Source organism: Paraburkholderia sp. BR10937 (genome assembly GCF_040965695.1).
Classification (GTDB): domain Bacteria; phylum Pseudomonadota; class Gammaproteobacteria; order Burkholderiales; family Burkholderiaceae; genus Paraburkholderia.
This window is the reverse complement of record NZ_JBFRCL010000065.1, coordinates 13,270-34,506: the sequence shown is the minus strand read 5'-3', so window position 1 is coordinate 34,506 and position 21,237 is coordinate 13,270. Positions and strand designations below refer to the sequence as shown.

Below are 21,237 nucleotides of genomic sequence, written 5' to 3'. Positions count from 1 at the left end.
TTTGCTTCGCCACTCTGTGGCTGACATTCGAGCCGCGGCCAGCCGCCGCAGCGCGTAGAATACAGGCTCCACGACACGCGGAAGCCGGTGCAAGTCCGGCGCGGTCGCGCCACTGTAACTGGTTGCCGTCGAAAACATCGAAGCAACGGAAGTCAGACCTGCGCGTCGTGAACCACGCTTTCAACGACTAGCGGGGCGCGTAACCCCAGGAGAAGTCAGCATGTCCGAAACCACATTCGCCTTGCAGCACACACCGGCCGCGCCGGCGCCCATTCCGCTGCGAGACATCCTGCCCTGGGCGATCTTCGGCGGCCTCATGCTGCTGCTGGCCCTGTACTTCGTGGGCGCCGAGCAGGGCGCGACCTCGATCTTCCCCGGCATGTACGTCCACGAGTTCGTTCACGACGGCCGCCATCTGCTCGGCTTCCCCTGCCACTGACCGGGAGCTGAACATGGTTGGCAAGTTGCTGGTACGCGGCATGCTCGCAGGCATCGCCGCGGGACTCCTCACGTTCGGCTTCGCGAAGATCGCGGGCGAGCCCCAGGTCGATCAGGCGATCTCCTTCGAGGAGAAAGCGGACGCCGCGAAGGGCGAAGCGCCCGAGCCCGAACTCGTCAGCCGCAAGACCCAGGCGAGCGTCGGTCTCTTCACGGGCGTGATGGTCTATGGCGCGTCGATCGGCGGGCTCTTTGCGCTCGTCTTCGCGTATGCGAATGGACGCGTGGGGCGTCTTTCGCCGCGCGCGCTCTCGGCCTGGCTCGCGCTCGCGGCGTTCGTCGTGATCTACATGGTGCCGAACATCAAGTATCCGGCGAATCCGCCCTCGGTCGGCGACCCGGAGACGATCGGCTATCGCACCGGGCTCTTCTTCCTGATGATCTCGATCTCGATCGCCGTGTCGGTGTTCTCGCTCAAGGTGCGCGCCGCGTTCGTGCCGCGTCTGGGCGTCTGGAACGCTTCGATCGTGGCGCTCGTGCTGTTCGTCGTCGTGATCGGCGCGGTCCAGCTCGCGCTGCCGACGATCAACGAGGTGCCCGCCGCGTTCCCGGCCGTGCTGCTGTGGAAGTTCCGCACGGTGTCGATCGGCATGCAGCTCATTCTCTGGACCACGATCGGCCTGCTGTTCGGCGTGCTCGCCGAACAGCTGCTCGGCGCGAACGCCCGTGCGGGCAACGCACGCGGCACGCAAACGCGCGCCGCTTAAGCTCCGCCGGGGTCGCCGCGCGCACGCCGCACGCCGCGCGCCTATCGAAAAAGCGACCCCAAACTTGCGTAAATGCCCCGCGCGCCTCGCGTGCCGGGGCATTTTTTTTCGCCTTTCAAAAGCACCGCGCCCGCGGCTGTGCGGGCCCGGTCCGCACGCGGCCGCGCGCCGTACTCTAATGCTGCACCGCAATATCCACGCCGCGCGAGTTTGAGCAATCCATTTTGCACTGAGACGATCCGCGCCAGTTCATCGGTTTCCGCGGCGCTCAGGCGCCGCGCGAGGCCGCCCGACACGACAACACGATTCTGTTCCGGAGACGCGCGTGATCCTTTACGGCTTTGGCCCGGTGCTGCTCGCCGGCACGATCCAGACCATCGAACTTTCGCTCCTCTCGCTCGGCGTGGCTGTCCTGCTCGGCCTGGCGGGCGCGGCAGCCAAGCTCTCGTTCAACCGGCCGCTCGCGGCCGTGGCGACCGCCTACACGACGCTGATCCGCTCGGTGCCCGACCTCGTGCTGATGCTGCTGCTCTTCTACAGCATCCAGATCGGCGTGAACGAGGCCACCGACGCGCTCGGCATGGCGCAGATCGATATCGATCCGTTCGTCGCCGGCGTCGTCACGCTCGGCTTCATTTACGGCGCGTACTTCACCGAAACCTTCCGTGGTGCGTTTCTCGCGGTGCCGCGCGGCCAGCTCGAAGCGGGCCACGCCTACGGCATGAGCGGTGCGCGCGTGTTCGCCCGCATCCTCTTTCCGCAGATGATGCGTTTCGCGCTGCCCGGCATCGGCAACAACTGGCAGGTGCTCGTCAAGGCGACGGCGCTCGTCTCGATCATCGGTCTCGCCGATGTCGTGAAGGCCGCCCAGGACGCGGGCCGCAGCACCTTCAACCTGTTCTTCTTCCTCGTGATCGCGGCGCTCATCTATCTCGCGATCACCACGCTCTCGAACTTCGCGCTCGTCTGGCTCGAACGCCGCTATTCGGTGGGCGTGCGTCACGCGCAACTGTGAGGAAATGGCCGTCATGAACGAAATCATTCAGCAATTCGGCCGCGCGTTCCTCTACTGGGACGGCGAGCATGTCTCGGGCCTCGCGATGACGCTGTGGCTGCTCGTGATCTCCGTCGCCTTCGGCTTCGTGTGCGCGGTGCCGCTCGCCGTGGCGCGCGTCTCGAGCCGCCGCTGGCTCTCGCTGCCGGTGCGTTTCTACACCTACGTGTTTCGCGGCACGCCCCTCTACGTGCAGTTGCTGCTCATCTACACGGGCGTGTACAGTCTCGCGTTCATCCGTTCGGAGCCGCTGCTCGACGCGTTCTTCCGCAGCGGCCTGAACTGCGCGGTGCTCGCGTTCGCGCTCAACACCTGTGCGTACACGACGGAGATTTTCGCGGGCGCGATCCGCGCGACCTCGCACGGCGAAGTGGAAGCGGCGCGCGCCTACGGCATGAGCCCGTTCACGATGTACTGGCGCGTGATCCTGCCTTCGGCGCTGCGCCGCGCACTGCCGCTGTACAGTAACGAAGTGATCCTGATGCTGCACGCGACCACGGTGGCCTTCACCGCGACGGTGCCCGACATCCTCAAGGTCGCGCGCGACGCCAACTCGGCCACCTACCGCTCGTTCGAGTCGTTCGGCCTCGCGGCGCTGATCTACTGTGCGGTATCGTTCGTGCTGGTGGCCGCGTTCCGCCGCGCCGAAAAACGCTGGCTCGGCCATCTCGCCGTGCGCACCCGCTGATTCACCGGAAACTGGAGACCATCTTGGCTCAGACGCAATCCTCAGATAGCAAGCTCGTCGCGCGCGACATCCACAAGCGTTACGGCGACAACGAGGTGCTCAAAGGCGTCTCGCTCGACGCGAAGAAGGGCGACGTGATCAGCATCATCGGCGCGAGCGGCTCGGGCAAGAGCACGTTCCTGCGCTGCATCAATTTCCTCGAGAAGCCGAACGCGGGCGAGATCGTCGTGGACGGCGAGGCCGTGCGCACGAAGGCTGGCCGCAACGGCGACCTCGACGTGGCCGATCACAAGCAGTTGCAGCGCATCCGTACCAAGCTCGCGATGGTGTTCCAGCACTTCAATCTCTGGTCGCACATGAACGTGCTCGAGAACGTGATGGAAGCGCCGATCCACGTGTTGGGCGTACCGCGCAAGGAAGCCGAGGAGCGCGCGCGGCAGTATCTGGAGAAAGTGGGCCTCGCACCTCGCGTCGAGAAGCAATATCCCTCGCATCTTTCGGGTGGCCAGCAGCAGCGCGTGGCGATTGCGCGTGCGCTCGCCATGCATCCCGATGTGATGCTGTTCGACGAGCCGACTTCGGCGCTCGACCCCGAACTCGTGGGCGAAGTGCTCAAGGTGATGCAAAAGCTGGCCGAAGAGGGCCGCACGATGATCGTCGTCACCCACGAAATGGGCTTCGCGCGCAACGTCTCGAATCATGTGATGTTCCTGCACCAGGGGCGCACGGAGGAAGAGGGCGCGCCCGCCGATGTGCTCGGTGCGCCGAAGAGCGATCGCTTGCGTCAGTTCCTCTCCGGCAGTCTCAAGTAAGCGGCGCGTTCAGTCTCGCGCCGCGTCTTGCCGATGGTCCGTTCCGCCGCTCTTCCTTCCGCTTCAGTTCCGGCCGCCGCACCCGGCGGCCAGGCGCCGCTCGCTCGCGCCGGCCGCACGACCCAGGTGGCGATCGTCGCGCTCCCGCCCGTTTCGATGTCGGGCGTTGGCCCGATCGTCGACGCGCTCAATCTCGCGAACGAGATCGACGGCCGCGCGCTGTACCGCTGGCAGATGTGCTCGTGGAACGGCCGCCCCGTGCCGCTCGCGGGCGGCGCGCAGTGGCCCGCCGACTGCGCGTTCGGCGACGCCGTTTCCGCCGACTGGCTCATCGTCGTGACCGAGCGCTACCAGCAGTTCGCCGACTACCGGCTCTTTCTCGCGAGCCTCGCGCGCGTGGGGCAGCGCACGCCGCTCGTCACGGGCATTCACCACGGCATCTGGTGGCTTGCGATGGCGGGGCAGTTGCAGGGCTACCGCGTGGCCGCGAACTGGGAAACGTTCCAGCAGTTCGCCGAACAGTTCGAACGCACCATCGTCACGCAGCACATCTACGAAATCGACCGCGACCGCGCGACCTGCTCGGGCGGCCAGGCCACACTCGACTTCATGCTCGCGATGATCGGCCGCGACCATGGCCCGGAACTCGCCGAGCGCATTGCCGACGCGCTGGGCGCCAGCACGCTGCGCAGCGGCGACGAGCGCCAGCGCATTCCGTTCGTGACCGCGCCCGGTGAGCGGCATCCGCGCCTGAACGATGCGCTCAAGCTGATGGAGGCGAATATCGAGGACCCGCTCACGACCGACGAGATCGCGAATCTCGTGGGCGTGTCGCGGCGTCAACTCGAGCGGCTCTTTCGCCAGTACCTCGGCGCGATGCCGTCGAAGTACTACCTCGGCCTGCGCCTCGCCAAGGCGCGCTCGCAGTTGCAGCGCACCAGCAAGTCGGTGGTGCAGATCAGCCTCGCGTGCGGCTTCTCTTCGGCGGCGCATTTTTCGAATGCGTACCGCGAGCGCTTCGGCGTGACGCCGCGCGAGGACCGCCGCAACTGGATCGAGCGCCAGCACGGCGGGGCCGCCGCCGAGCCGCGCGCTGGCGCGCTCGTCGAGCCGCCGGAAGTGCAGTGAAGCTGGCCGCGGCGCAGCAACCGCCCGGACCTTGCAGGTTCCGTACGAAAAAATGCGTCGCGCCTGCGCAAGACGTTTGCGCGCAGCTTGCCTACACTGCACAGGTGTCGACGGGGCTTGGCGCTTGAGCGCTTAGTCCCGTCCCATGCAACGCTAGCTGAGCGAAAGGGCACAGCCCCAACGCATACCGACCCCGAATTCGACACGCACTGAGTAATAGAGGAATCGCCATGAACGATCAGACTGTGAGCCGCAAGACCTTCGACGAAGTGATGGTGCCGTGTTTCTCGCCCGCGCCGTTCGTGCCGGATCGCGGTGTCGGCTCGCGCGTGTGGGACACCGAGGGTCGCGATTACATCGACTTCGCCTGCGGCATCGCCGTGACGTCGTTGGGCCACGCGCATCCGGAGCTACTGCGCGTGCTGCAGGAGCAGGGCAGCAAGCTCTGGCACATCGGCAACGGCTACACCAACGAGCCGGTGCTGCGACTCGCGCGCCAGCTCGAAGCGCTCACGTTCGCCGATCGCGCGTTCTTTGCGAACTCGGGCGCGGAGGCCAATGAGGCGGCGCTCAAGCTCGCGCGCCGCGTGGCGTTCGATCGGCACGGCGCCGACAAGTTCGAGATCGTCTCGTTCACGCAGTCGTTCCACGGCCGCACGTTCTTCACCGTGAGCGTGGGCGGCCAGCCCAAGTATTCGGAAGGCTTCGGCCCCGTGCCGGGCGGCATCACGCATCTGCCGTACAACGACATCGAAGCGGCGAAGCGCGCCATCGGCGCGCAGACCTGCGCCGTGATCGTCGAGCCGGTGCAGGGCGAGGGCGGTGTGATTCCCGCCGATCCCGCGTTCCTGCGCGCGCTGCGCGAAGCGTGCGATGCGCATGGCGCGCTGCTGATTTTCGACGAAGTGCAAACGGGCGTGGGCCGCACGGGCCACTTCTACGCCTACGAAGATACGGGCGTCACGCCCGACATCCTCACGACGGCCAAGGCGCTCGGCAACGGCTTCCCGATCGGCGCGATGCTGACGACCGAAGCGATTGCCGCACACTTCAAGGTGGGCGTGCATGGCACGACCTATGGCGGCAATCCGCTGGGCGCCGCGCTGGCGGGCAAGGTGGTCGAGCTGGTGAGCGATCCGGCGCTGCTGGCGGGCGTGCGTGCGCGCGGCGAAGCGATTCGCGGCAAGCTCGCGAAGCTCAACGAGCGCTTCGACATGTTCAAGGAAGTGCGCGGCAAGGGGCTGTTGATCGGCGCCGAACTGAACGCCCGCTTTGCGGGCCGCGCCAAGGACTTCAACGGGGCGGCCGCGAATCGCGGCGTGATGATGCTGATTGCCGGGCCGGACGTGCTGCGCTTCGCGCCCTCGCTCATCATTCCCGAAGCGGACCTCGACGAAGGCTTTGCGCGCTTCGAGCAGGCGTGCGCAGACGTGATCGGCGCACGCTAAATCGCAACCCAGCCGCAACCCAGCGCACACACAGGATCGACGATGCTATTCGTTCGCCCCGCCAGGCTTTCCGATCTCGACGCGATCGCCCACATGGCGCGCACCGCGCAGCCGGTGCTGCATTCGCTGCCGCACGACCGTGCGGCGCTGGAAGCGCGCATCGCGCTTTCAGAAGATTCGTTTCGCGCGGACGTGGACTTCCCCGGTGAGGAGTTCTATCTGTTCGTGCTCGAAGACTCCGCCACGGGGCGGCTCGTCGGCACCTCGAGCATCGTGGCGGCAGCCGGCTACGCCGAGCCGTTCTACGCGTTTCGCAACGACGCTCTGATTCACGCGTCGCGCGAACTGCACGTCAATCGCAAGATTCACGCCCTCACGATGTCGCACGAACTCACGGGCAAGAGCCGCCTCGCGGGCTTCTACATCGAGCCGACGCTGCGCGGCGACGCGGCCGCGCATCTCATGTCGCGCGCGCGCATGATGTACGTCGCGATGAACCGCAGGCGCTTCACGCCCGAAGTGTTCTCGCTGCTGCTCGGCGTGACCGACGAGACGGGCGCCTCGCCCTTCTGGGAGGCCGTGGGGCGCAAGTTCTTCGGGCGCGATTTCAAGGACATCGAACTGGCCTCGGGCGGACGCAGCCGCACTTTCATCGCCGAGGTCATGCCGGCTTATCCGCTTTATGTGCCGCTGCTGCCGGAACCGGCGCAACGCGTGCTCGGCGAGCCCGATCCGAGCGCCTTGCTCGCTTACGAGATTCATCTGGAAGAGGGCTTCGAGCCGGACCGCTACGTCGATATTTTCGATGCGGGCCCGGTGCTGACCGCACAGGTGGACCGCACGGCATCGGTCGCCGGCAACGAGACGCGCACAGTGCGTGAAGTGGCGGGCGCAACGAACATGGAAGGCGCGGCGTATCTGGTCGCGAGCCAGCGCGCGGGCGAGTTCCGCTGCGTGCTCGCGACGCTGCCTGAAAGCGAGAAGGGCGCGGGCATCATCGCGCCGCTCGATGCGAGCGCGCGCGCCGCGCTCAGCGTGCAGGACGGCGAGCCCGTACGCTGTGCGCCGCTGTATCGCGCCACCCCGCAAACAGAGGATGCTTATATGGGAGACGCACAATGATCGTGGTACGCGTCGTGCAAACGGGCGACGTGGACGCGCTCGTCGCGCTCGCCCAGGAAACGGGCCCCGGCCTCACCACCTTCAAGCCCGACCGCGAGGCGCTCAAGGCGCGCATCGAGCGCGCGCGGCGCACGCTCGCAGGCGAAGCCGCGCCGCGCGAAGCGGGCTACTTCTTCGTGATGGAAGATACGGCCACGGGTGACGTGGCGGGCGTTTGCGGCATCGAAACGGCCGTGGGCCTGGAGCAGCCGTTCTACAACTACCGCGTAAGCACCGTGGTGCATGCGAGCCAGGAACTCGGCATCTGGACGCGCATGCGCGCGCTCAACATCTCGCACGATCTCACGGGCTACGCCGAAGTGTGCTCGCTCTTTCTTTCGCCGCGCTATCGCACGGGCGGGGTGGGCAGTCTGCTGTCGCGTTCTCGCTTCATGTTCATCGCGCAGTTTCGCGAGCGCTTTCCCGAGCGCCTGTGCGCGGAATTGCGCGGCCATTTCGACGCGCAGGGTACGTCGCCGTTCTGGCGCGCGGTCGGTTCGCACTTCTATCAAATCGATTTCAACGCTGCCGATTACCTCAGCTCGCATGGGCGCAAGTCGTTCCTCGCAGAGCTGATGCCGCGTTACCCGGTGTACGTCGAACTGCTGCCTGAGGAAGCGCAGGCTTGCGTCGGCCTCACGCACGCCGACACGATTCCCGCACGCCGCATGCTCGAAGCCGAGGGGCTGCGCTATGAAAACCACGTCGATATCTTCGATGCGGGCCCGGTGCTCGAATGCCATATCAGCGACCTGCGCACGGTGCGTGACAGCGTGGTCGTGCCGGTCGAGATCGGTGAGGCGCATGCCGAAGAGGGTGTGCGCTCACTCGTATCCAATACGTCGCTCGGCGATTTCCGCGTGGGTTTCGCGCCGGGCGTCGTGCGCGAGGGCGTGTTCACGCTGAGCGCCATGGAAGCGGCGTCGCTGAACGTCGCGGCGGGCGATCCGGTGCGCGTGCTCGGCCCCGCAGCAAAGCATAAACAGGGATGACCATGAACGAGCTTTACATCGATGGGCAATGGTGCGCGGCCTCGGGCCCCGCGTTCGCTTCGCGCAACCCCGGCACGGGCGAGACCGTGTGGAGCGGCAACGCCGCGAGCGCCGAAGAGGTCGACCGCGCCGTGAACGCCGCGCGCCGCGCGTTCGCCGCGTGGGCGCAAACGCCGCTCGAAGCGCGCTGCGAGATCGTGAAGCGCTTCGCCGCGCTCGTCACCCAAAAGAAAGAAACGCTCGCCCAGGCCATTGGCCGCGAGACCGGCAAGCCGCTCTGGGAAGCGCGCACCGAAGCGGCGTCGATGGCCGCGAAGGTCGCGATTTCGATCACCGCTTACGGCGAGCGCACCGGCGAGAAGCGCGCACCGATGGCCGACGGCGTGGCGGTGCTGCGCCATCGCCCGCATGGCGTCGTTGCCGTGTTCGGTCCGTACAACTTCCCGGGCCATCTGCCCAACGGCCACATCGTGCCGGCGCTGATCGCGGGCAACGCGGTCGTGTTCAAGCCTTCGGAGCTCGCTCCGGAAGTGGCGCGCGTCACGGTCGAACTCTGGCGCGAAGCCGGCTTGCCCTCGGGCGTGCTCAACCTCGTGCAGGGCGAGCGCGACACAGGCATTGCGCTTGCGAATCACAAACAGATCGACGGGCTCTTCTTCACGGGCAGCTCGGACACGGGCACGTTGCTGCATCGCCAGTTCGGCGGCCGGCCCGAGATCGTGCTCGCGCTGGAGATGGGTGGCAACAATCCGCTCGTCGTCGCGCCGGTCGAGGACATCGACGCTGCCGTGCATCACACGATCCAGTCGGCGTTTCTTTCGGCGGGGCAGCGCTGCACGTGCGCGCGCCGCATTCTCGTGCCCGCGGACGCATTCGGCGAGCGCTTCCTCGCGCGCTTCGTCGAAGTGAGTTCGCGCATTACGGTGGGTGAGTACGACGCCGAGCCGCAGCCCTTCATGGGCGCCGTGATTTCGGCGCGCGCAGCGGGCAAGCTGATGGGTGCGCAGGCGCAGTTGCTCGAGCGCGGCGCACGCGCCTTGCTGCCGATGACACAGCGCGACCCGGCGCTCGGCTTCGTGACGCCGGCGATTCTCGACGTGACGGGCGTGGCCGACCTGCCCGACGAGGAGCACTTCGGGCCGCTCGCGCAGGTGATCCGCTACGCCGGTTTCGACGACGCCATCGCGCAGGCCAACAATACGGCGTACGGCCTCTCGGCGGGCCTGCTCGCCGACGACGAAGCGCTGTGGCAGCGCTTCACGCGCGAGATCCGCGCGGGCGTGGTGAACTGGAACCGCCCGACCAACGGTGCGTCGAGCGGCGCGCCGTTTGGCGGCGCGGGCCGCTCGGGCAACCACCGGCCGAGCGCGTACTACGCCGCCGACTACTGCGCCTACCCGATGGCCTCGGTGGAGAGCGCGCAACTGCAGATGCCCGCGAGCGTTTCGCCGGGTCTTCACTTCTAAGGAACGACGATGCAAACCCTTGAAGCCAACTTCGACGGACTCGTCGGCCCCACGCACAACTACGCCGGGCTGTCGTTCGGCAACGTCGCCTCGCAGAGCAACGAGAAGTCAGTCGCGAACCCGCGCGCCGCGGCGCAGCAGGGCTTGCGCAAGATGAAGCGGCTCGCCGACCTCGGCTTCGCGCAAGGCGTGCTGCCGCCGCAGGAGCGCCCGTCCATGCGGCTGCTGCGCGAGCTGGGCTTCGGCGGTAAGGATGCCGAAGCGATTGCGCGCGCCGCCAAGGACGCGCCCGAACTGCTCGCCGCAGCAAGCTCGGCGTCGGCCATGTGGACCGCCAATGCGGCCACGGTGAGCCCTTCGGCGGATACGCCCAATCGGCGCGTGCACTTTACGCCCGCGAACCTGTGCAGCAAGCTGCATCGCGCGATCGAGCACGAGTCCACGCGCCGCACGCTTTCCACGGTGTTCGCGGACCCGTCGCACTTCGTCGTGCACGAAGCGCTGCCCGGCACGCCCGCGCTCGGCGACGAAGGCGCGGCCAACCATACGCGCTTTAGCGCACAGTATGGCGAGCGCGGCGTGGAGTTCTTCGTGTACGGGCGCAGCGAATACCGCCGCGGACCGGAGCCCAAACGCTTCCCGGCGCGCCAGACGTTCGAGGCGAGCCGCGCCATCGCGCAGCGCCACGGCCTGACCGATGCGGGCACCGTGTTCGCGCAGCAGAATCCGGACGTGATCGACGCCGGTGTGTTCCATAACGACGTGATCGCCGTAGGCAACCGCAGCACGCTGTTTTGCCACGAGCGCGCGTTCGTCGACCAGAAGGCGGTCTACGACGAGTTGCGCACGAAGCTCGCGGCCTACGACGCGCCGTTCCACGTGATCGAAGTGCCCGAAGCGCGCGTGAGCGTGGCCGACGCGGTGTCGTCCTATCTCTTCAACAGCCAGTTGCTGAGCCGCGCGGACGGCACGCAGATTCTCGTCGTGCCGCAGGAGTGCCGCGAGAATCCGCACGTGGCGATATACCTCGACGAACTGGTCGCGAGCAGCGGGCCGGTGGACGAAGTGCTCGTGTTCGACCTGCGCGAGAGCATGAAGAACGGCGGCGGTCCGGCGTGCCTGCGCCTGCGCGTGGTGCTCAGCGCGGAGGAGCGCGCGGCGACGGCGCCCGGCGTGTGGATGAACGACGCGCTCTTCACGCGCCTCGACGGCTGGATCGAGCGGCACTATCGCGACCGGCTCGCGCCGCAGGACCTGACCGATCCGGCGCTGCTCGTCGAGTCGCGCACGGCGCTCGACGAACTCACGCAGATTCTCGGCCTCGGATCGCTCTATGACTTCCAGCGCTGATACCCCGCTCGCGGATTTTCTCGCGTACACGCTCGCGGGCGCGCGTCCGGCCACGCCCGCAGCGGCGCGTGGCGAATGCGCGGGCGGCGTGCGCTGGCAGTGGCTTGACGAGGGCGTGCTGGAGCTGGAACCGGCACGCATCGACGAGACGACGCGCAGCGTGCTGCTTTCGGCGGGTGTGCACGGCGACGAAACGGCGCCGATCGAACTGCTCTCGCAGCTCGTGGCCGACATCGCGGCGGGCCGCGCGCCCCTCGCGTGCCGCGTGCTCGCGGTGCTCGGCAATGCCGGCGCGATGCGCGCGGGCGAGCGTTATCTCGACGACGATCTCAACCGCCTGTTCGGCGGTGGCCATGCGCGTGTGCCGGCGAGCCGCGAGGCGCCGCGCGCCGTGGCGCTCGAAGCGGCGGCGCAGCGTTTCTTTGCGAAGGCCGCGAGTTCCGCCGACGCGCCCTTCGCGCGCTGGCACCTCGACATGCATACGGCGATCCGCGCTTCGGCGTTCGAGCAGTTCGCGCTGCTGCCTCATACGGGCGAGCCGCTCGCGCGCGCGCTGCTCGAATGGCTCGCCGACGCGCGCATCGCGGCCGTGCTGATCCACACCGAGAAGGGCGCGACCTTGTCGTCGTTTACGGCCGAAACGTGTGGGGCGCTTGCCTGCACGCTCGAACTGGGCAAGGTGCGTCCGTTCGGCCAGAACGACCTGGCGCGCTTCGCCGGTGCCGATGCCGCCGTGCGCCGTCTCGTGGCGGGAGAGTTGTCGTTGCCGAAGGGCGCGCAGATGCCGCGCATCTTCACGGTGATCGGCCAGATCACGAAGCAGAGCGCGGCGCTCAAGCTCAACGTGGCCGCCGACGTGCCCAACTTCACGCCGTTCCCGCGCGGCGAGGTGCTGGCGGAAGACGGCGCCTACCGCTACGTCGTGCAGCACGACGAGGAGCGCATCGTGTTTCCGAATCCGGGCGTGAAGCCGGGCTTGCGCGCGGGCCTGCTCGTCGTCGATACGACCCGCGAGACGCTCGCGGCGCTTGCCTGAGCGCTAGTCGCAAGCGCACGCGCTTTCACGCGCTTGCGCTGCCACGACACCCACTTGCATGTTCGAACGCAGCGCGTGAGCTCGCCGCCGCGCGCGGGCGCGCCATGCGCCGCTTGCCGCCCGCGCGGCGGGGTGCCGGCGCCGTCGCGGTACAATCGCGCCCTCGCGGTTGTTGCGGTGCACCACACGCGGTGCGCGCGATTGAGCCGTGTTGTTGGCGCAGCGATCCTGTGCCGGCGCCGGGAAGCCGTTTTTAGCCGCGAATCGAACCATGAAGCGGCAGGAACGGGTTTCGCCGGCGCACCCAATCTGACTGGAAAGAGACACTGATGAAGACGAACTGGAACAAGCTGGCAACGCTCGCATTCTGCGCGGCCGCCATGACGGCAGGTGCGGCAGGGGCCGCACACGCCGCCGATATCAAGGAAATCCGCTTTGGTGTGGAGGCGTCGTACGCGCCGTTCGAATCGAAGTCGCCCGCGGGCGAACTGCAGGGCTTCGATATCGACGTGGGCAATGCCGTCTGCGCGAAGCTCAAGGCAAAGTGCGTGTGGGTGGAAAACTCGTTCGACGGCCTGATCCCGGCGCTGCAGGCGCGCAAGTTCGCCGCGATCAATTCCGACATGTCGATCACGGACCAGCGCCGCCAGGCCATCGACTTCACCGACCCGATCTACGCGATTCCGAACCAGATGATCGCGAAGAAGGGCAGCACGCTGCAGCCCACGCCCGAGTCGCTCAAGGGCAAGCACGTGGGCGTGCTCCAGGGCACGATCCAGGAAACCTACGCGAAAGCGAAGTGGGCGCCCGCGGGCGTCGACGTCGTGCCGTACCCGACGCAGGACCAGATCTACGCGGATCTCGTTTCGGGCCGCCTCGACGCCTCGTTTCTGGATGCCGAAGCCGCTTCCAAGGGCTTCCTGAACAAGCCGCAGGGCGCGGCCTTTGCGTTCGCGGGCCCGCAGGTCGTGGACGCCAGGCTGCTCGGCGAGGGCGTAGGCTACGGTGTGCGCAAGAACGACGCGGCGCTCAAGGCCGCGCTGAACGGTGCGCTCAAGGACCTGAAGGCGGACGGCACGCTCGAGCGCATCGCGGCGAAGTATTTCGACGTGAAAGTCGTGCTGAAGTAATCGGCCCGTATCGATTGATCGATAGACCGGCCGGCTGGACGAAATCCAGCCGGCCGGTCTTTTTCGCGCCTTTGCTTCGGATTGCGTATCAAATCCTTCGAGCGTCGAACGGCAACGCAGCGCCGGTGACGCGTGCGGCACTGCAAAGACCACAAAAAAATCCCGCGGATCGCGCAGAACTTCATTTCCGCGCCTTACTTGCCAGGATAAAATCGACACAAGAAAGTGCCGCGTCCGGCGCGCAATGTGTGCGAAGCGCAAACGGTTGCGGCATGCCAAGAAACAAGACCAGGGCGCCGCCATGCGCGCGGCGCCGCGCGGGGGACCCCATGAGCTTGAACGCCGCAGACCGGCCGCAGATGTCAGGAGTCGCGGGCAGCACGCAGTCGCCGGAACAAGCCGGCCCGCCCATCGACGTGTATTTCGCGCGCCAGCCGATGCTCGACCGGGAGGGCCTCCTCTGCGCGTTCGAGACGTCGCCGCGCCTCGTGGACCGGCGCGAAAGCGCCGAAATCGAACAAGAGGCCGAAGCAGCCGCCAAAGACCAGGCCTCGGGCCTGACGCCCAAGCCTTCCGCCACGAGCACCGCGCTCCTCAAAAGCTTCGCCGCGCCCGGCTTGCGTGCCTCGCTCGCGGGCCATCCCGCCTGGCTCGACATGACGCGCGATGCGCTTTTCCACGACGGCCTGCTGCGCGTGAGCCCCGAGCGCGTCATGCTCGAGTTGCCCGTGGACATCGGCTCGGACGCGGACCTGATCGCGCGGCTCGTCGAACTGCACCGGCGCCGCTACCGCTTCGCGCTCGACCACGTGTCGAAGGCGGATGAGTCGCTCGCGAAACTGCTGCCGTATGTGGACGCCATCAAGATCGATATCCGCGAGATCGCGCCCGCGGTGCTGCCGAAGTTCGCGAGCGTGATGAAGGCGGCGGGCAAGCTTCTCGTGGCGATGGGTGTCGAGACCCAGGAAGACTATCAGCGCACGCACGCACTCGGCTTCGACCGCTTCCAGGGCTATTTCTTCGCGAAACCGCACGGCGGCGCGCGCCGCTCCAGCGCGCCGCGCCAGGCGCTGCTGAACCTGCTGCATCTGCTCGCGGCCGAACCCACGGTCGCGCAGCTCGAAGCGGAACTGAAGCTCAACCCCGTGCTCGTGATGCATCTGATGCGGCTTGCCAACTCGGGCAGCATGAACATCGGCCGCAAGGTGACGACGCTGCGCGAGGCGATCAATGCGACCGGCACCAACGCGATCGCGCGCTGGACGCAGTTGCTGCTCTACGCCGACGGCCGCAAGATCGCTGCCGAAGACGACCCGCTGCTGCAACTCGTGGCCACGCGCGCGCGCTTCATGGAAATCGCGGTGACGCAGCTTGCCCACGCGCACCTCGAAGAGGAGGACGCGGCGTTCCTCGTGGGGGTGTTCTCGTTCGTCGAGGCGGTGTTCGGCGGTCCGCTCGAAAGCACGCTCGAAGTGCTCACGCTGGCCAAACCGATCCGCACGGCGATCGTCAAGCGCGAGGGCGCGCTCGGGCGGCTGCTCGAACTCTCCGAGGCATTGGAGCGCGCAGACTGGGCTCGCGTGGATGCGCTGTGCGCCGAACTCGAGCCGCTCGACGCCGCGACGGTCGCGGCGATCACGCTCACGGCCGCGGAATGGGCGGGCACGTCCGGCCGCGACGCGGAAGACGAAGGGCTGGAGCGGATCGAAGATTGAGCGGGCGGGGCGGTGCCGCGAAGCGATGCGGCGCGCCCCGGCTCAGTCGGGAGTCAGTCGAGACTCAATCAGGACTCAATCAGGACTCAATCAGGACTCAAGCGGGACTCAAGCGGTCTGCGGAACGTGCGTGAAGAAGCGCGCGAGCTGCTGGGCGAGGTCGTTCAACGCGCTCATCTCTTTCTGTGAAATGCGGCGCGGCTCCTGGTTCACGAGCCAGTCGCCGTACATCAGCGCAACGGGTCCGACGCCAGGCGCGCCCACGGGCAGCAGGACGAACGCGCGCGCGTCGTCGAAGCTCGAGCGATACCAGCCGGGCAGGCGCGCGAGAATCTTCGCATCGCGCGCATTCTCGATGAAGATGCCGACCTTGTTCGCGATGGCGAGGTGAAACACGTCGGGCTGGAACGCGGCGGAAAACGCGAGCTTGGGCAGCACGTCGCCCATGTGCGGGCCGAAGCCGTGCTGCGCCTCGAACATGTTCGCGCCGCGTCGCACGAACACCACGCTGCGTGCGAAACCGAGGCCCGCGAGCACGGTTTCGGTTGCGAGCGTGAGGGCGGTGCTCAGCGCGCTGTCGGCCGGCAGCGCGCGCAGGTCCTCGACGCCGGCCGCAATGCGCGCCTCGGGATCGAGCGCTTCGCGGGCGATGGCGTCGGCGTTGGCGCGTAATTCGACGATCTCGCGCATCACGCCGTCTTCGGCTTCCTCGCGTGCGAGCGCGAGGCTCATCTGCACGAGCACGTCGGCATCGGTCGAGAGCGCGCGGCCATAGTGCTGCGCAAGCTCGGCGATATGCGTCTCGCGCATCTCTTCGGAGAGGCCCTGGGTGGTCAGCACGCGCGCGACTTCGGTCGAATAGTTGGTGATGGCGCGCAGCCACTGCACGTCGCGCGGTTCCTTGTCGGCCGGGTCGTACTGGCGCATGCCCGCACGGATCGTGTCGGGCAGGCGCCAGCGCGTGGCGGCTTCGAGGCCGAGTTCTTCGAAGGTCACGCCGAGCACTTCGAGGCAGGCCTCGTCGTCGCTCGAGCCTTCATCGATCTCGCGGCGGATCTGGTCCCACTCGGGTTCGAGATAGAACACCACGAGCAGCTTGCCCACCTGGCGCATCAGCGTGCAGACCACGGCCTCTTCGCCCGCGCGCAGGTCGCCGTGCTCGGTGAGCTTGCGCGCGACGCAGCCAGAGAGCATGGTGCGGTTCAGTTCGAGCTTGGCGTCGATGCGGCGCGGCGCGCTGTGGTGAAAGTGATCGACGATCTTCAGGCCGACGACGAGATGGCCGACCGCGTCCATGCCGAGGACCATCAGCGCGCGCGTGACGGTCGTGATGTTGCCGCCGAACGCCATGTACATGGCCGAATTCGCGAGACGCAGCACCTTCTGCGTGAGCGCGAAATCCGAGAGCACGACCTTCACGAGCGCGCTGAAATCGTAGTCGTCGTTCGTCATCGCCGCGACCGTGGTGCGCAGCGATTGCGACAGCAAGGGGAAGTCCCCGCGTTCATTCATGCGGGCCCACAAGCGGTCTAGCAGGACGGCCTTTACCATCTGAACCATGTCAATTTCGCGAAAGCCCTGCGGTTTGCGATGCCCGCATCATTGCACTTCGTGCACGTGCAACGCACCCGAAACGAAGCGCTGCTGCAATTCTTCTGAAGGCAGCGCCTTGCAAACGAGCCATCCCTGGATATGCTCGCAACCCATGTTCGTCAGCAGCTCGCGCTGCGCCTCCGTCTCCACGCCCTCGGCCACGAGCTCGAGATCGAGCGTACGCGCGAGCCCCACCACCGCGTTGACGATCGCTTGATCGTTGCGCGAAGTGATGAGGTTCTCGACGAAGCTTCGATCGATCTTCAGCTTCGAGAGCGGGAAGCGCTGCAGGTACGCGAGACTCGAATACCCCGTGCCGAAGTCGTCCACCGCGAAGCGAATGCCAAGCGAGGTGAGCTCTTCGAGCAGCGTTTTCGCATGCTGCGGATCGTGCATGAGCAGGCTTTCGGTGATCTCGAACACCAGCCGGCCCGGATCGACTCCGGTGAGCTCGATCGCCTCCTCGACACTTTCCCTGAACCGCGGATTGCGGAACTGCTGGGGCGAGACATTGACCGCCACGTACTGCAGCTCGATGCCTTGCTCGTCCCATTGGGTCAGTTGCATACAGGCAGCCTTCAAAACCCAGTTGCCGAGATAATTAATCAGGCCGACGGATTCCGCAAGCGGAATAAATGTTGAAGGCGGCACGAGACCGTGCAATGGATGTTGCCAGCGGATCAGTGCCTCCACGCCGACCACGCCACGCGACGCGCTGCTCGTGATGGGCTGGAAGTGTAGCGAGAATTCGCCGTTGCGCACACCGTCGTAGAGGTCCGACTCCAGCTTCAGGCGCATGGCGTCGGTGGGATCGTCGACGGGCACGTGCAGCGTCAGCGTGTTGCCGCCGATCGCCTTGGCCTGCTGCAGCGCCTGGTCCGCGCGGCGGATGAGCGGCGTGGTGTCGGCGCTGGCATCGGCCTCGCTCGCGCCGGAGGCGTCCGGGCGCTGGTCCGGATGGAACGCAATGCCGATGCTCGCCGAAAGGTGCACGGGCTGGTTGCGAAACGAGTACGGCTGCAGGATGGAGGTGAGCAGGCGGCGCCCAAGCGCTTCGGCGGCGGCGCGCACTTCGTCGGGCGCGGCGTGGCGTTGCGGCGTGATCAGGATGGCGAACTCGTCGCTGCCGATGCGCGCGATCATTTCGCCCTGCAGCGCGAGGTGGGTGAGGCGCCGCGCGGTTTCGCACAGCAACTCGTCGCCGGCGTCGTAGCCGAGCGCGCGGTTCACACGCTGATAGTCGTCGAGGTCGAGCAGCAGCAGCGCCACCGGCACGCCGAAATGGTCCGCGTCGGCCTGGGCGCGCTGCAGCGCGGGCGCGAGCGCGGTCTGGTTGGGCAGGCCGGTGAGCGGGTCGTGATGGAGCGCGTGGGTGAGCGCGGCCTCGGTGCCCTGCCAGCCGGAGACGTCGAAGCCCGCCACGGCGAAGCCGGCCGTTTCGCCGTACTGGGCGCGCTGCACGCGCAGCTCCACGGGAAGCGGGTAGGTGAGTGCCTTGACGAGGTCGATCGTGTCTTTTTCCACAGCGCCGCTGTGCGCGGCGCGCGCGATGAGCGCCTCGAGGCGCTCGTGATGCTCGGGCGTGACGATGTCGGCGAGCGTGGCGCCGAGCAGGAACTCGCGGTGATAGCCCGCAAAGCGCAGGCTCGCGTCGGAGACGTAAAGAAAGTGCAGCCTCGCGTCCACGTGGACGAGGAAGTCCACCGCCGCGGCCGTGTTCTCGAACGAGAGCGAAACGGCGTCGGCGTAGTCGGGTCCGGCTGCGGCAGGCGACGGGGGCACGAGTTGCGCGGCGCCCTGGTCGACGGCTGCTTCGGCTGCTTGCGCTGCACCCTGTGCCTGCGCGGCATGTGAGGCGTTCGCGTCGCCAGGCATGGGCGGGTCGCCGGCAATGCCCTTGAGGCCGGCAAGCGCGTAAAACCGGTCGACGACCGTGCGCAACCAGCCCTGGCGGGGCGCGGAGATCCTGTTCGCTTCCATGTCTGTCGCTGGCAACCCTTTGTTTGTCTGTGGCGTCCCGGCCGGTTTCCATATCCGGCTGAAGCCGCCCATCAGAGCAAGTTATCGACCCCGGACGAGAAATCTTTAGCCGCGGCGGCCGAAAAAACACCTAACGCATAAACGTGACGGGAGATCGGTGCGGTGGCGTCCAGATTCGGTTAAAGTGGCGCCGGTCGAGACGCCGTTCGCCATGCGCGATGGGTCGGCGCGCGTGAAGCGCCCGTCTTGCTGGCCGCAGGGGCGGCCCGGCGCGTCGGCGGCCATTACCGGCCATTCCATCCGTACGAGTCATCCGCCATGTCCGATTCATCGTCAGCGTTTGCCGTGCCGGCAAGCGAGGCTGCGCGAGACGATGCGGGCAGGGGCACCCCTGGTTCCGCGCCTTCTATGCCGTCAGCTTCACAACCCGGCCTTGCTCCCGGGTCATCAACCGGTCCGCAGCCGTTCGTCTATCTCGGGCGGCAGCCTATTCTCGATCGCAATGGCGCGCTCAACGCCTATGAGCTGCTGTTCCGCGGCGGCGCGCAGAACCGCGCGGACGTCGACGACGACGCGCTCGCCACGGCCCAGGTGATGACGCGCACGATCGGTCAGCTCGGCGTGCCCGCGGTGCTCGGCCGTCACTACGGCTACGTCAACATCAGCCGCGAGCTGCTGTTCGACGACATCGTGCATCTGCTGCCGCCGGGCCGCTTCGTGCTGGAGGTGCTCGAACACGTGCGCTTCGACGCCGCGGTGCTGGAGCGTCTCGCGCAACTGCGCCGCGCCGGCTACCGCATTGCCTTCGACGACGTGTGCGAGATCACGGAGAACCTGCTGCGCGCCTTGCCCTACGCGGACATCATCAAGGTCGACCTGCTGCAGACCGAGCGCGCGGCGCTGCCCGGCCTCGTCGCGAGCCTCGCCGCGCATGGCAAGACGCTGATCGCCGAGAAGGTCGAGACGGGCGAGGACTTCGAACTGGCCTCGTCGCTCGGCTTCGAGCTGTTTCAGGGCTACTTCTTCGCGCGCCCGCAGGTGCTGCGCGCGCCGCGTGTGCGCGCTTCGCGCCTCGCGCTCGTACGCCTGCTCGCGCTGGTGGCCAACGACGTCGGCACGGCCGAACTCGAGCGCGAACTGCGCAGCCACCCGGGCGTAGTGGTGCAACTGTTGCGTCTCGTCAATTCGAGCGCGTACTCGCCGGGGCGGCCGATTTCGTCGCTGCGCGAAGCGGTGCTCGCGGCGGGGACGCGGCAGATCGCGCGCTGGGCCCAACTGCTGCTCTACGCCAGCGGACGCGACCTGCCCTGGGGCTCGGACCCGCTCGTGCAGCTCGCGGGCACGCGCTCGCACTTCATGGAGCTTGCCGCACGCAGCCTGAGCCCGCAGGACCCAGATTTCGCCGATGCCGCCTTCATGACCGGCATCTTTTCGCTCGTGCACGTGCTGGTGGGCTCGACGCCTGAGAACACGCTCGATCGTCTCGGCCTTGCACGCGAGATCGTCGAGGCCGTGGATGGTCATCGCGGCGAGCTCGGCACGCTGCTGCGCATCGCCACCGCGGCCGAGCTTGGCGATCACGACGGCGCGCAGCGTCTCGCGCGCGAGGCGGGCGGCATGTTCAACGCGCTCACGCCGCCGCTGCTCGGCGAGTTGAACCTGTGGGCCGGCGCGTGGTTCACAGCTTACGCCGAGGGTTGAAATCAGATCGTAAGATTGGCGCCGGGGTGCGCGCTGCGGGTGCCGCAATTGTGTGATCCAATATCGGTATCGCCGTGGCGTCATGCGTCTCATTCGCATGATGGGCAAGACCCGCGGGCAAAACGCGCGCCGGCGTGGCGATTCAACTCGAGGGCATTTGACATGAAACCGAGGTTTTTTGCGGCGGGAGCCGCGGCGCTCGTCTGCGCCGGGCTTGCGCTCTTTGCGTTGTCTGCACAGGCGACACTCAAGCCGGGCGATTCCGCGCCCGACTTCACGACCCAGGCATCGCTGGGGGGCAAGACCTACACCTATTCGCTCGCTTCGGAGCTGAAGAAAGGGCCGGTGGTGGTGTACTTCTATCCGGCCGCGTTCACGAAGGGTTGCACGATCGAGGCGCACGAATTCGCTGAAGCGGTCGATCAGTACAAGCAGTACGGCGCCACGGTGATCGGCGTTTCGCACGACAACATCGACACGCTCACGAAGTTCTCGGTGAGCGAGTGCCGCAGCAAGTTCCCGGTGGCCGCCGACGAAGACTCGAAGATCATCAAGTCGTACGACGCGTCGATGCCGATGCACGAGTCGATGGCCAATCGCGTCTCGTATGTGATCGCGCCGGACGGCAAGATCATCTACGAATACACGAGCCTGTCGCCGGACCAGCATGTGACGAACACGTTGCGCGCCCTGAAGGAATGGGCCGCGCAGCATCCGCAGCAGTAGTGATCGCGAGTCGTCGCAAACCGTAACAAGCCACGAGGCCGGCCACGCGCGC

Annotated in this window: 18 protein-coding genes and 1 riboswitch; of the genes, 16 read left to right on the top strand and 2 right to left on the bottom strand. The window is 67.1% G+C overall.

Annotation, left to right across the window (positions count from 1 at the left end; translation table 11 throughout):
• Positions 1-35 precede the first annotated feature (35 nt).
• A riboswitch (cobalamin riboswitch) is annotated at positions 36-181 on the top strand.
• Between the two features lie 39 nt (positions 182-220).
• The 14 genes from AB4Y44_RS35525 (at position 221) to AB4Y44_RS35460 (ending at position 15,185) form a co-directional block, all read left to right on the top strand.
• Positions 221-439: a CbtB-domain containing protein gene (locus AB4Y44_RS35525; RefSeq protein WP_368702124.1), complete on the top strand. Its 219-nt coding sequence runs from the start codon at positions 221-223 to the stop codon at positions 437-439.
• A 13-nt stretch (positions 440-452) separates the two neighbouring features.
• Positions 453-1,205: a CbtA family protein gene (locus AB4Y44_RS35520; protein WP_368702123.1), complete on the top strand. Its 753-nt coding sequence runs from the start codon at positions 453-455 to the stop codon at positions 1,203-1,205.
• Positions 1,206-1,530: 325 nt separating this feature from the next.
• Positions 1,531-2,220 carry an ABC transporter permease gene (locus tag AB4Y44_RS35515; RefSeq protein ID WP_028204762.1) on the top strand — a complete coding sequence of 230 codons (690 nt, stop codon included), beginning with the start codon at positions 1,531-1,533 and terminating at the stop codon, positions 2,218-2,220.
• Positions 2,221-2,233: 13 nt separating this feature from the next.
• A complete protein-coding gene (locus tag AB4Y44_RS35510) occupies positions 2,234-2,947 on the top strand; it encodes an ABC transporter permease (protein ID WP_158758056.1) in 714 nt (237 codons plus the stop codon).
• Positions 2,948-2,970: 23 nt separating this feature from the next.
• Positions 2,971-3,759: an ABC transporter ATP-binding protein gene (locus AB4Y44_RS35505; protein ID WP_133184153.1), complete on the top strand. Its 789-nt coding sequence runs from the start codon at positions 2,971-2,973 to the stop codon at positions 3,757-3,759.
• Positions 3,760-3,915: 156 nt separating this feature from the next.
• On the top strand, positions 3,916-4,887 hold the full coding sequence (locus AB4Y44_RS35500; protein WP_368606966.1) for a GlxA family transcriptional regulator: 972 nt from the start codon (positions 3,916-3,918) through the stop codon (positions 4,885-4,887).
• A gap of 230 nt (positions 4,888-5,117) precedes the next feature.
• Positions 5,118-6,335: an aspartate aminotransferase family protein gene (locus AB4Y44_RS35495; protein WP_368686481.1), complete on the top strand. Its 1,218-nt coding sequence runs from the start codon at positions 5,118-5,120 to the stop codon at positions 6,333-6,335.
• Positions 6,336-6,377: 42 nt separating this feature from the next.
• The gene (gene aruF, locus AB4Y44_RS35490) at positions 6,378-7,457 is read left to right on the top strand and encodes an arginine/ornithine succinyltransferase subunit alpha (protein ID WP_342920694.1); all 1,080 of its coding nucleotides are present in this window, start codon (positions 6,378-6,380) and stop codon (positions 7,455-7,457) included.
• Positions 7,454-8,488 (top strand): arginine N-succinyltransferase, encoded by a 1,035-nt coding sequence (astA, locus tag AB4Y44_RS35485; protein ID WP_342920693.1) that lies wholly within the window; start codon positions 7,454-7,456, stop codon positions 8,486-8,488. Before aruF ends, astA begins: the two co-directional genes overlap by 4 nt.
• A 2-nt stretch (positions 8,489-8,490) precedes the next feature.
• A complete protein-coding gene (gene astD, locus AB4Y44_RS35480; protein WP_368702122.1) occupies positions 8,491-9,954 on the top strand; it encodes a succinylglutamate-semialdehyde dehydrogenase in 1,464 nt (487 codons plus the stop codon).
• A 9-nt stretch (positions 9,955-9,963) separates the two neighbouring features.
• The gene (astB, locus tag AB4Y44_RS35475; RefSeq protein ID WP_368702121.1) at positions 9,964-11,304 is read left to right on the top strand and encodes an N-succinylarginine dihydrolase; all 1,341 of its coding nucleotides are present in this window, start codon (positions 9,964-9,966) and stop codon (positions 11,302-11,304) included.
• Positions 11,288-12,340, top strand: a complete 1,053-nt coding sequence (astE, locus tag AB4Y44_RS35470; protein ID WP_368702120.1) for a succinylglutamate desuccinylase — start codon at positions 11,288-11,290, stop codon at positions 12,338-12,340. Before astB ends, astE begins: the two co-directional genes overlap by 17 nt.
• A gap of 329 nt (positions 12,341-12,669) precedes the next feature.
• A complete protein-coding gene (locus AB4Y44_RS35465) occupies positions 12,670-13,470 on the top strand; it encodes an ABC transporter substrate-binding protein (RefSeq protein ID WP_368702119.1) in 801 nt (266 codons plus the stop codon).
• Between the two features lie 329 nt (positions 13,471-13,799).
• Positions 13,800-15,185, top strand: a complete 1,386-nt coding sequence (locus AB4Y44_RS35460; RefSeq protein ID WP_342920688.1) for an EAL domain-containing protein — start codon at positions 13,800-13,802, stop codon at positions 15,183-15,185.
• A gap of 108 nt (positions 15,186-15,293) precedes the next feature.
• On the opposite strand, the gene AB4Y44_RS35455 is transcribed toward AB4Y44_RS35460, so the two are convergent.
• Positions 15,294-16,736 carry an HDOD domain-containing protein gene (locus tag AB4Y44_RS35455; protein WP_342920708.1) on the bottom strand — a complete coding sequence of 481 codons (1,443 nt, stop codon included), beginning with the start codon at positions 16,734-16,736 and terminating at the stop codon, positions 15,294-15,296.
• Between the two features lie 48 nt (positions 16,737-16,784).
• Positions 16,785-18,758 carry a GGDEF domain-containing protein gene (locus AB4Y44_RS35450; protein WP_342920687.1) on the bottom strand — a complete coding sequence of 658 codons (1,974 nt, stop codon included), beginning with the start codon at positions 18,756-18,758 and terminating at the stop codon, positions 16,785-16,787.
• A gap of 408 nt (positions 18,759-19,166) precedes the next feature.
• Between AB4Y44_RS35450 and AB4Y44_RS35445 the strand changes: the two genes are divergently transcribed.
• Together AB4Y44_RS35445 and AB4Y44_RS35440 are read left to right on the top strand one after the other, a co-directional pair.
• Complete coding sequence (locus AB4Y44_RS35445; RefSeq protein WP_342920686.1) at positions 19,167-20,459, top strand: EAL domain-containing protein; 1,293 nt, start codon at positions 19,167-19,169, stop codon at positions 20,457-20,459.
• A gap of 162 nt (positions 20,460-20,621) precedes the next feature.
• The gene (locus AB4Y44_RS35440) at positions 20,622-21,185 is read left to right on the top strand and encodes a peroxiredoxin (protein WP_342920685.1); all 564 of its coding nucleotides are present in this window, start codon (positions 20,622-20,624) and stop codon (positions 21,183-21,185) included.
• Positions 21,186-21,237: the final 52 nt, after the last annotated feature.